Annotated in this window: 9 protein-coding genes; 3 read left to right on the top strand and 6 right to left on the bottom strand. The window is 43.3% G+C overall.

All coding sequences use genetic code 11. The features are described from left to right. Positions 1–88 precede the first annotated feature (88 nt). Complete coding sequence (locus ACHEVO_RS05730) at positions 89–1,831, bottom strand: TIGR00341 family protein (RefSeq protein WP_394124255.1); 1,743 nt, start codon at positions 1,829–1,831, stop codon at positions 89–91. 276 nt (positions 1,832–2,107) lie between these two features. On the opposite strand from ACHEVO_RS05730, the gene ACHEVO_RS05725 reads away from it, so the two are divergent. Continuing rightward, complete coding sequence (locus ACHEVO_RS05725; RefSeq protein ID WP_298808025.1) at positions 2,108–2,320, top strand: hypothetical protein; 213 nt, start codon at positions 2,108–2,110, stop codon at positions 2,318–2,320. 154 nt (positions 2,321–2,474) lie between these two features. On the opposite strand, the gene ACHEVO_RS05720 is transcribed toward ACHEVO_RS05725, so the two are convergent. Further along, positions 2,475–3,878, bottom strand: a complete 1,404-nt coding sequence (locus tag ACHEVO_RS05720) for a L,D-transpeptidase family protein (RefSeq protein WP_394124254.1) — start codon at positions 3,876–3,878, stop codon at positions 2,475–2,477. A gap of 340 nt (positions 3,879–4,218) precedes the next feature. Here ACHEVO_RS05720 and prmB point away from each other — a divergent pair, with 340 nt between their 5' ends. Beyond that, positions 4,219–5,391 (top strand): 50S ribosomal protein L3 N(5)-glutamine methyltransferase, encoded by a 1,173-nt coding sequence (gene prmB, locus ACHEVO_RS05715; RefSeq protein WP_191114956.1) that lies wholly within the window; start codon positions 4,219–4,221, stop codon positions 5,389–5,391. 144 nt (positions 5,392–5,535) lie between these two features. Beyond that, a complete protein-coding gene (aroC, locus tag ACHEVO_RS05710; RefSeq protein ID WP_394124253.1) occupies positions 5,536–6,639 on the top strand; it encodes a chorismate synthase in 1,104 nt (367 codons plus the stop codon). Positions 6,640–6,773: 134 nt separating this feature from the next. Here aroC and ACHEVO_RS05705 read toward each other — a convergent pair whose 3' ends face one another. The 4 genes from ACHEVO_RS05705 to ACHEVO_RS05690 all read right to left on the bottom strand — a co-directional run bounded on the left by ACHEVO_RS05705 (position 6,774) and on the right by ACHEVO_RS05690 (position 11,414). Continuing rightward, positions 6,774–6,974: a hypothetical protein gene (locus ACHEVO_RS05705; RefSeq protein WP_394124252.1), complete on the bottom strand. Its 201-nt coding sequence runs from the start codon at positions 6,972–6,974 to the stop codon at positions 6,774–6,776. A gap of 235 nt (positions 6,975–7,209) precedes the next feature. Then, the gene (gene creC / locus ACHEVO_RS05700; protein WP_394124251.1) at positions 7,210–9,015 is read right to left on the bottom strand and encodes a two-component system sensor histidine kinase CreC; all 1,806 of its coding nucleotides are present in this window, start codon (positions 9,013–9,015) and stop codon (positions 7,210–7,212) included. A gap of 16 nt (positions 9,016–9,031) precedes the next feature. Further along, entirely contained in the window at positions 9,032–9,811 is a 780-nt protein-coding gene (locus tag ACHEVO_RS05695; protein WP_394124250.1) for a response regulator, read from the bottom strand. 232 nt (positions 9,812–10,043) lie between these two features. Further along, positions 10,044–11,414 carry a glycerophosphodiester phosphodiesterase family protein gene (locus ACHEVO_RS05690; RefSeq protein ID WP_394124249.1) on the bottom strand — a complete coding sequence of 457 codons (1,371 nt, stop codon included), beginning with the start codon at positions 11,412–11,414 and terminating at the stop codon, positions 10,044–10,046. Between the last annotated feature and the right edge of the window lie 95 nt (positions 11,415–11,509).

The raw sequence follows: 11,509 nt of genomic DNA, 5'->3' as shown, positions 1-11,509 counted from the left end.
ACAAACGCCCAAGCTCTTGGTACAAGAGTTATAACTACTAGGTTATTATACGTATGCTAGTCATCGCCTAATTTGTAGAGTATGCAGACTAATTAGTCAAAATTGCCGCATCCGTTTCATCTAATTTGTCTTGTGTGGTTGGATTAGACTCGATTACCTGTACAGGCAAATAACGTAGTTGAAGCTTGATTGGCAAGTACTCTGGGAAATTCTCTGCCATATCATTAGTGATGAGTGTCTCAATCTGGCGTACGTCATATGAGCTCGGTAAAGTCTCTCCACGCACGATTGCTCGCACCACTTGGTTTTCTTCTGAAGTATCAAACTGCGTATTGGTTAATACATTGCCTTGATCGATAAAATAGTTGTTGATGGCTTCTTTGACACTACTCTCAAATACTTGCTGCTTGGCATTGGTCTGTAGATTGATAGTCAAGTAGGCACCTAGGCCACCAAGTAGTAATAAAGTCACCGCGTTACGCTGCAAAAAAGTCAGATAGGTATTGGATTTATAATCATCATCGACCAAACGACGGAAGCCTAAGACCCATAAGACAAGCGCATTGGTAAACTGGATAGCAAGAATGTTGGTCGCTGCCAATAATAGCGCACCAAGACCAAGTTGCATCTCGCCATTAGCGAGTAAGATACCGCTAGCAGCCAGTGGTGGTACTAAGGCTGTGGCAACTGCAACGCCAACAACAGCAACCGAGAGATGCGGAGATACCATCGCATACGCACCAGCCGTGCCACCTGCTAAGGCAATCATCAAATCCATGGAAGTAGGCTGGGTGCGAGATAGGATTTCTGCGGTTAGCGGTTGGTCTTTATGTAGCCAACCAACGATAAAGCCGACCAATACCACCAGCGAGACACCGATAATGACGGTAAAAAGCGACTTACGCAGTAAGGGCATACGGTGATCGATAATCGCTAGCGCTATACCCGTGATAGGGCCTAGCATCATCGCAACCAGCATCGCTCCGATGACCACGGCTGCTGAATTGGTCACTAGGCCATAACTGGCAATGATGGCAGACAAAATGTTCATGATGAAGTACATCTTGCTAGGCAGCGCGTTCGCCTCAATCCTAACCCGTACTTCTGGGTAATCTACCTTTTGATTGCTGAATTGCTCGGCGACAAACTGCTTATAAGACTCAAGTTTGGCTTCTTTTTCCTCTTGAACCTCATCTTCGTCACTTTCATCTTGAGACTCTTGAGCGTCGCTATCTTCTACATCGGTGTCTTTATTTTGGCTTTTATCTTCTGAGTCATTATTTTGATGGTCGTCATTGCGACTAGATGCATTTTTTGTCTTTTGTTGATTGGTTGTTTTGTTATCTGATGACTGTGCTGCGATGTTTGTGTCACCATCAGGGTCATAGGCAGAGTTGTCTTCTGCTTCTACCATTACTTCATCATCTTGAGCATTTTTTTCTGTTGTTTCTGCCGTATCTGACTGGAAGAAATCGGACTTTTCTTTAGCTTCTATAGTTTCTGATTCTGCAATCTCTGATGCTTCAGTATTTGACTGTGACTCAGGTTCTGTCGATTCCAATGTTGCTACGACCACATCGTCACTGATGGTTTCCATCGTTATTTCGGCGTCAGGTGGCTGCGCACATTCAGTGTCTACTTCGGCGTCTGTTTCGCCATCTGTATCAGTCGATTGCTTGTGTGGATTGTCTTCGCTTTCATCATTGTCTACAGCGGCATTATCAACTACTGGGTCAATTGTCGCGTCTTGATTGTGAGAAGCGTCAGTAGTGGCTGATGAATCGTTTTGATCCACTGAGTTAGGCGCAGTGTTTTTTTCAGATGAGGACATAGCAGATAGCATTCTTAGTAGATAAAGAAAGTCATTATTGTAATGATAAATAGATAAAGATATAGGAGATTCTTGAAAATTATAAAAAAGAGTTGAGAGAAGATGGGAGTAGGAACTGATGTTTCTTATGATTAAGTCTAAAACCTTAATAATAGCATGGTTTTTATTCTAAAGTCATTCAATATAGATGCTACAAGGGTTCACGGTAAATACTTACTTTTTTTGTGGAATTAAGGTTAAATGTATTATATCCACAATAAAGATAAGGAATAACTTATGAACTGGCCTTTATTTTCTGTCATTTACTCAATGACAGCTACCGTGACTATCGGACTTTTTATGATTGGTGCTCTCATTTCAGGGTTTGATGAGATATTTCATATTCAAATAGCAGTGGGATTGGGTGTTTTGGCTTCGATACCTGCAGGATTATTCTTTACCAAAAAAATTGGCAGTATTACTGGGAATGAGGAAGGCTATAAGACATAAAGGCGAACAGTAAGACATAAAGACAAGCAGTGTTATCGATGTGAAGTGGAACCGCCCATCAGCAAACAAAAAAGACCTCAATATTGAGGTCTTTTTTGTCATCATTAAAAATACTTGATAACTAGCAGCGAAGCTAGCTTTAATACAGTTCTATTTATTGAAGTTCGACAACCGCGCCATTTTCGATGTTGGCATAAACTTCTAACACATCCCAGTTGGTTAAACGAACACAACCTGCTGAGCCTTGACGACTGATACCTTCAGGTACTGGTGAGCCATGTAAACCGTAAGAAGGCTTAGATAATCCCATCCAAACGACACCGACTGGGTTGTTTGGTCCTGGTGCTATCATATGAACTTTCTTTTGAGCGCCTTCACCGACGGTTGATTTATACCAAGGCATTTTCACTTTATTGATAATTTTGAACGTGCCTTTTGGAGACGGTGTAGCATCACTACCAACGGTCGTCGGATAAGTAGCAACCAATTTGTCACCATTATAGGCATATAATGTTTTGTCGGCTTTGTTGGCAACCACGCGATTGATACGTTGGTTCAGCTTGTCACGAGTATTTAGTACTGTGATAGTCTCGCCAACAGCGTACTTTTTATTCTTGTTAAGTTTATCTAAGTAACGTACATCCATATGGAAACGTTCACCTAGCATCTCTTTAATATCTTGATAATAAAGACCTTTCATTTTTGACTTCGCTTCTGAACCAGAAGGGGTAGTCGCAAAATTGGTATTGATATCGTCTGCGGTCAACGTATAAGTAACAAGGACAGGTTTGTTCGCAGGGATGTTTTTAACCAAGGCATCCCAAGTTTTTTGATCCATTTTACCAGTCGCTGGCAAGCCTTTCATCGTTTGGAAGTTAACAAGGGCTTTTTTGCTGTTCATACCCCAACCGCCATCGATAGGACCAGGAGAAGCATGGTTCCAATCAAGCAATGCCTGCATTTTGATCGTCATCGCTGAGTTGACTTTCATATTAGGTGACCAGACAGCACCATTCACTTGCTTAGCATAGTTCGACAAGTTCAGCGTTGTATGCTTCTTACCGTCTTTGTCTTCGATGTTTTTGATGGTTGGATCATCGCTAAAGTCTTGACGCTTCTCACTCTCTGGTAACTCAAAAGCGAGTGGGTCAGACGAGTCGATAGATGATAGGTCGCTAGGCGCTGCAACGGCTTGACCTTCACTAATGTCATCATTGCGGTCAGCTTGCTCATCTTTGCGCGTCAGTTCTGCTGCGCTCATATTGTCAGCAGCTGGGGCTGGCGCGTTTTGATTGGCTTCTTGCTTATTATTGATAAGCTGGTTCATGCTGTCGACTGGTTTCGCTTTCTCTGTATTTAACTGTACAGTAGCAGCGCCATCTGAGCGACTACGGTTCTCTTGCACATTCAGGCTAACCTTTTTTGCAAGACCTGGCATAGCGTCAGCCGTGCGTACTGGCAATGTGCGAGTACTATCGGCAGGTGCAGCAATTGCGGCTATACTAGCACTTACAGCTGCGATAGATATGGCAGTAATAATTGGCTTTATTTTCATCATATTGAGTCACTTGTGGTTGCTACTAATGCGGCTATTATGCGCATAATTTGATTGCATCGCAAACTTTTGACACATCTTTTTGCATTTAAGACTTGCCAAACGTCAACTGCTGACGTATTCGCTACAGTTGGGTAATAATTTAACCAAGGTGTGTATGGCGTCGTGCTCGATTCTTACGCAAACTGTTCATTATTCGCACTATTTTTTGTGCAAGTAAAAATGACAGTTATTGGCGCTACCAGAGGTTTACGTCTATAATGTATGACTGAATTTTATTTAATATAACGATTTTTAGCAAAAAGCAATTTAACCCGCTAGCAGTTAATCCACAAGGTGCGATATGTCAGAAGACCAAACAATGAGTGCAGAAGAGTTTCAAAACCAATACTTCAATGATGAGTCTGAGGGCTTAGACGGTGAGATGGAGTATGATTTAGAGACTGGACTTCTTGGTGAGCACGATGAATTTGCTAACTTACATGCAGAGCTAAACGAAGCACGTGAGCAGCTTGTCAGTATTCGCGACTTTATTCGTTTTTCAGTCACGCAGCTGCGTAACTATGACGTCGTTGTTGCACAAGGCACGACCGATGAGTTTGCAGAAGCGTCAGCCATTGTCTTGCACTCTTTGTCTCTCGATTGGTCTGCCAATGAGCAGATTTTAGACTGTCGTCTGACCACGTCTGAAAAACAGTTGGTACTAGGACTATTAGAAGAGCGTATCGCTGAGCGTAAACCACTCAGTTATTTGATTAACTTATCGTACTTCTGCGACTTGCCTTTTTATGTCGATGAGCGGGTTCTTATCCCTCGTTCACCGATTGCAGAGTTGATTCGTCAGCAGTTCCATCCGTACTTTGAAGTTACTGAATTGGCCAAACCACTGGGTGTCAGTCCGAACGAAAAGTCAGCGGTATTTTATGATCATGGCTTGGATGTAAAGCAATTGTCACAGCCTGAGCGTATCTTGGACTTGTGTACTGGCTCTGGCTGTATCGCAATCGCGCTTGCTACTCGTTTCGTTGATGCGTTGGTCGATGCTGTTGATATTGATAAAGGCGCATTAGAAGTGGCAATGGTCAACGTCGATCATCATGACCTTGGTCATCAAGTGAACGTAATTGAGTCTGATTTGTTTGCCAAGATACCTGCTGAGAACCAGTATGAGCTTATCGTCACCAATCCGCCATACGTAGACGCTGCTATCATGGCAGATTTGCCGCCTGAGTTCTTATATGAGCCTGAGCATGCGCTAGCAGCGGGTCAAGATGGCTTAGATTTGGTACATCGTATCTTATTTGAAGCGCCAGATTACCTTAGCCCAGATGGGTTGCTGATCTGTGAAGTAGGTGACAGCGAGTGGGCGCTAAAACAAGCCTATCCTGAAATCCAGTTTGATTGGTTGAAGTTTGCACATGGCGGTCATGGTGTCTTTGCGATTACCTATGATGAGCTAGTCTCAAACCGTCAATTGTTTGCCTCTTATGTTCAGCTATTAGATAGTCTTAAATAGATAAATATTAGCTTGAATGGACGTCGGCTTCATGAGCCGAAACTATAAGCAACAATACAATCACTCATGACAAGCAATATAAGCAATAACCATGAGTGATTGGTCAAATAGTCATCAGTAGCGTTTACTTGTTTAAGGACAGTTATGGCAGGCAATAGTATTGGGCAGGTTTTTACGGTCACCACTTGCGGTGAGTCACATGGCGCAGGTCTTATGGCCATCGTTGATGGCGTACCACCAGGTTTAACATTATCTGCAGACGACCTACAAGTAGATTTGGATCGTCGCAAACCAGGTACGTCTAAGTATTCAACCCAGCGCCGTGAGTCTGATGAAGTTGAGATTATCTCTGGCGTATTTGAAGGCAAAACCACAGGTACGTCTATCGGTTTATTGATTCGTAATACCAATCAAAAATCTAAAGACTATAGCGATATCAAAGATACCTTCCGTCCTGGACACGCTGACTATACTTATAGTATGAAATATGGCTTCCGTGACTATCGTGGTGGCGGTCGTTCGTCAGCGCGTGAGACGGCTATGCGTGTAGCAGCTGGTGCTATCGCCAAGAAATACTTGCAAGAACGTCTGGGCGTACAAATCCGTGGTCACGTGACTCAGATTGGCAATGAGCATAGTAATGTCTTAGACCCAAGCCAAATTGACTGGGAGTTTGTAAATAGCAATCCGTTCTTTTGTGCAGACAAAGAAGCGATTGGCCGTTTTGAAACCTTGATTGATAATTTGCGCCGTGAAGGCACTAGCTGTGGTGCGCGCCTTGATATCATTGCGAGCGGTGTACCAGTAGGCTTAGGCGAGCCAGTATTTGATCGTTTAGATGCAGATATCGCCCATGCGATGATGAGTATCAATGCGGTCAAAGGCGTCGAGATTGGCGATGGGATGGCGGTGGCAGGTCAATTCGGACATAGCGCTCGTGATGAGCTGACGCCAGATGGGTTTGCAGCCAATCATGCTGGCGGTGTCTTGGGCGGTATCTCATCAGGTCAAGATATCCGTGTGAGTATTGCTTTAAAACCAACGTCTAGTATTACTACTGCTGGCAAGAGCATCAACACTCAAGGTGAAGCGGTCGATATGCTCACCAAAGGTCGTCATGATCCTTGCGTTGGTGTGCGTGCTACGCCCATTGCCGAAGCGATGCTAGCGATTGTAGTGCTCGATCACTATCTGCGTCATCGCGGTCAAAACGCGGATGTGAAGCCGCCAGTACAATCGATTACTTAGTATTTTTGCCTTAGAGTAATCAGCCCTTTGTTGTTTCCAGTGATTTGTTACTAGAAATGATAAAGGGCTTTTTTATGTCTAAATAAAATATAGGTGTTACCTAAATACAATTAATGTGTTGAGCGAGCAAGATATCAGGCTGCCAGTTGATACTCATCGATAGCCACGCACTGCTGATGTCGAAAGACCAGTAACAATCGCTGACTAGGAATCGCTAGCCAATGACCAAACTCAATACTATCGACGCCTTGGTTTGATAATGCCTGTGTACAGTGATGACGGCTAAAGCCGATTAGGCTCTTGATAATAGGGTTATCCGTTAATTGATGTGACATAGATTTTTTACTCCTAATTTACTTTACGAATTTGACGATTCAATAGACTCTAGTGCTATCGTAAAACAATGAAGTAGAAATCCTGTGTAGTCATGATGGAAAGTTGATGAACTATTATATAGTCATTCCACTATAAAAGTATTACAGCGTTAACCTCGCTTGAAGTATCACATATACATCTGCACTCGGTTGCCTTGTACTACTCTTAAATTGAATCGACTATAAGTTATTATTCTCAAGCTAAAGGTAGGGTAATACTAACCATCACACCAGAACGCTGGTTTTTACCAGTATCAGTTTTATCAGCGCCCATTTTATTATCATTAGCATGGACATTATTGAGGGCTACCTGACCACCATGATGTTCAATCACTTGCTTTACTAAGGTGAGTCCAAGGCCTGTGCCTTTTTTAAGTGTATTAGTATTATGGTCAGTCTGCCTCGGCTCAGTCGTCGGATCTGCCGACTCTGTATATAGGTCATTACTATCTATACGATTTGTGGTTTGTTCCGTTGCTTGATTCGTTGTTTGAGATGATGGTTGGCTTTGATGAGACAAGCTAAAGTAACGCTCAAATGCTTTTGCGACAGCATATTCGGGTAGCAGCTTACCATCATTGAATATATCGATAGTGACGGTTCGAGCAGTGCTATGCAATGAAATCTCAACGGTACGATTTGCAAAATGTATCGCATTATCAAGCACATTTTGTAGTACCTGTATTAACCAAAACTGGTCAGCATACACACTGGTCGATGCCAGTATTTCTGCTGGCAAGTTTGCAATGTTGGTCACATTCTTATTATCAATATATATATCAATAGGGTATAGATTCTGCTGTTGCTGCTTGGCTGTATTATCTTTAATCAGGCTTTGCAATAACGGTAATAGGGGAGTCAATTGTCGGTTAAGCTTAAAGGTAGGCTGTTCTACTTTAGCAAGCAACAGAAGTCGGTCGATAAGCTGTTGCATTTTTATGCTTTGCTCACCAACCGTCTCAATGAGCATCTGACGATCTTCATTATCCAGTTTATTGCTATCTAATCCATCGTCCTCTAACAGCTCGCTACTGGCACGTATGGCAGTCAAAGGGCTTTTTAGCTCATGGGTCAAAGTATGGACATAATCAGTCACATAAGCACGGTTTTCGAGTCGATGCTTCATAGTCTCGATGGTATCTGTCAGGCTATTTAATTCATGACCCAAATAAAAATAGGGCTTTTTGGTGTCTTCTGCCAATGCACTGGTATATTGAGTCACTAAGGTAATACTTTGCTTAAGCCACCATGCTACTAGACCTGCCAGTATAAGGGCGGCGATGCTAATAAGTAGTGCGGTGATAAGCATGCGGTTACGCGTGTCATCTAAATAAGGCAATACGCTAGCGACAGGCTTACCGACACTGACCACACCGATGATATCTCCAGACGAATTTTTGATGGGCTGAGCCACATACATGACCGAACCATCGCGCCGCTGATAATCTCGCAGCGTGCTTCTTGCGCCGTATTGTCCCTTTAGAGTGAGGTAGACATCATTCCAGCGTCCATAGTTTTGCCCTTCATTATTATCAGGTTTGGGCAGGGAGTCGTAAATGACTATGCCGCTACTGTCTGTCACATACACGCGAAAGCTACTGTAGCTTTTGGTTTGATCGACAGGACTGAGCGTTTCATCCATTGCTGGCATGCCGACAAATGCAGCATCAAGTTGTGCTTGATATTCCTCATCATATAACTGTCCTGTAGATAATGGCACCTGTAGACTGGCTGCTAACAGTTTGCTAGTGTCTAGGAGCGTGTCTTCGATGACTTGCTGCGCGGTTGGCTTGACGTAGCCAAACAATTGAGTAAACACGACCACGCCGCATATGACGAGCACTAACGCAACGGCTAGCCAAATCCTAAAAAATATACTTAAATTGAGCAGTCGTTTGCGTTTAGGAGCTTGCTGAGCAGTACCAATGGGGTGCAATTTGGCATACCAATTGCTTTGGTCGTTATGAATATCATTTTCAGTAGGATTGGTTTTATTATTCATAAACTAGCAGCCACTGTTAAGCGGGACATAGTGCATAACCCAGTCCACGATGTGTATGGATGACATCGACATTAGCATCTACCATAGCGAGCTGTTTACGAATTGATTTGATATGGCTGTCTATAGTTCGCGCCAAGCGGTGATCAGGATAGTCGCTTACTGCGCTAAGCAATTGCTCACGGCTAAAAACTTGCTGCGGTGCTTGCAATAAAGTTAGCAAAATTTTGCGTTCTGTATTACTAAGCTCAAGCTTTTGCTCTTGCCACGTTAATGAATAGTTGAGCGGTTGATAATGCCAAACGCCAGATTGATTTTCAAACGTTAGTGCTTGTCCTGATAGATTATTTGAGGAAGTATTATCAGTACTGTTATCTGAGTCTATGGTATGAGAGCTTGATTGCTGAATCAGCTGTTCACGTCGCCAAATGGCTTTTAAACGAGCGACCAATTCACGTGGACTAAAGGGTTTTGCACAATAATCATCACCGCCCATCTCCAATCCTAAAATACGATCGACCTCATCGCTACGCGCGGTCAAAAACACGATAGGCAAATCTTTTAAGGCGTCGATATCAGGCGTATGACGTATTTGCTGACATAGACTCAAGCCGTCACCGTCTGGCAGGCCGACATCCATAATGATCGCCGATAGATCTTGTGCTTCATGACTATGCAGCATGGGTAACACACTACTGGCATTATCCAACCAAGTTATCTGCCAACCTTCGCGCTTGCAGATGACCTTGAGTGACATCGCGATCGCAGGATCATCTTCTACCAGTAAAATATGGGTCATAGTCTCTACATCGTCTTATAAGCTTAGTAAATTATCGTAGCACAAAACAGCAGACTGCTTTCGCTGCCACGAGTTAAATGGTGTGAAAAGTTAATGGAAAAGTAGGGTGCTCAGTAGATAGTGTACGATGTAATTATTTTAATGCATTTAACAAAAAGGCCAACTCAATAAATAAGCTGGCCTTGGTAACGAAGATTAAGCATGACTGTCTATTAATAGACTAAGCGAAAACCTACTTAAGACCTTTGCAGTTGGCATAGTAGCTCACTGTAGCGGGCCAATCTGAAAAAATGCCTTGGACACCGACGTCTTGCGCTAGTACATCAATATAATTCATCATATCACCATCATTGTTGATAGCATCGCCAAGACCGCTATAGTACCAATCGCCACCATCTGCTAATGGCCCTGAACGCTCTATCGACCAGGTAATGATTTTTAGACCATTGGCCTTGGCTTGTTTTGCGTATTCTGATGGTTGCATATTTCCCTTACCATCAGTAGTGACTAACAACCAAAGTGCTGGTGCAATGGTGTTGATGCCACGTGCTTTGATATCAGCCAATGAGTGCTTCCATGTGGTTGCGTCATCTTTATTAAATGTTTTATCCTTAGCGGTCTCATTACTGTCATCGATTAGATAGACGGCATTAGCCCCATAAGCTGGCTCGTTTTTGATCCAGTAATCCAGATCTTCTATATTGAATGACTGGGCAAATACATCGCGTGCAGGCACGTCCGCTGCCTTATAAGTATCTATCAGCTGTTGGCGATAATCGTCCAAACGATAGTCGTTAAACGGCATGGTCACTGCAGGCGCTTTTAACTCAGGCGTGTGCTTCATACCTAGCTTACGAGCCAATGCGATATGCTCTTTTAAGGTTAACACTTTGCCATTTTGCGAGTATAAGTCCGTTCGCCAAGGTGCAGTCGCATTCATATATTCACTAAGGCTGGTTGCTTTTTTATTGGCAGCATCCATCTTACCCGTCAAGGTTTTAAACTGAGCGGCACTGATATCTGAGGTGCGGCATTCGATACTATCAGCATTGGTAAGTTTGCCTTTAGCATCTAAGGTGGGCGGTACAGTGCATTGCTTGGCGAGCGGCGTGGTTAGAATATTAGTAGTGGTGTGCAAATCATTTTGGGCATGACGACAGACAAGCTCACCGTCATTGGTAAAAGCGACATCACATTCCAAGATGCCAGCACCCATTTGTGCTGACGCCACGTAGCTATCATAAGTATGTTCAGGCAGCTGTAATGGCGCACCTCGATGCGCAATAGAGAAGTCTGTCTTACTTGGCAATTGCCCTTTGCAAGCCTGTAGCTCTTCTTTTAATGGTCCCTCGTCCATATCATTTATCAGGTAAAACGGACGCACTCCATAGGTATATGCGACAGGTGAGGACGATTGTGGCTGTGATTGCGGTTGCGCTGTCGATGAAGGAGATTTTGATGTGAGCATTGAGCGGCTATCGGTAGTGCAGCCTACTATCAATAATGAGCTGATCAGCGTTAAAGGTAAGGCGAGATTAATCTTATTAACCTTAGCCGGCGTCTGCTTACTCAGCTCAAGCGCTGATTTATTAGAAATTGTCATGTAAAATGTTCCTGCAAAATTATAAAAAATCCTATCGGTCAGATTGATAGGAATTGAAAAATTAACGTTTGACTATTGGTTGCTACTTGCCAAAA

Source organism: Psychrobacter nivimaris, assembly GCF_043419765.1.
In the GTDB taxonomy this organism is placed as follows: domain Bacteria; phylum Pseudomonadota; class Gammaproteobacteria; order Pseudomonadales; family Moraxellaceae; genus Psychrobacter.
This window is presented reverse-complemented; position numbering and strand designations above follow the sequence as displayed.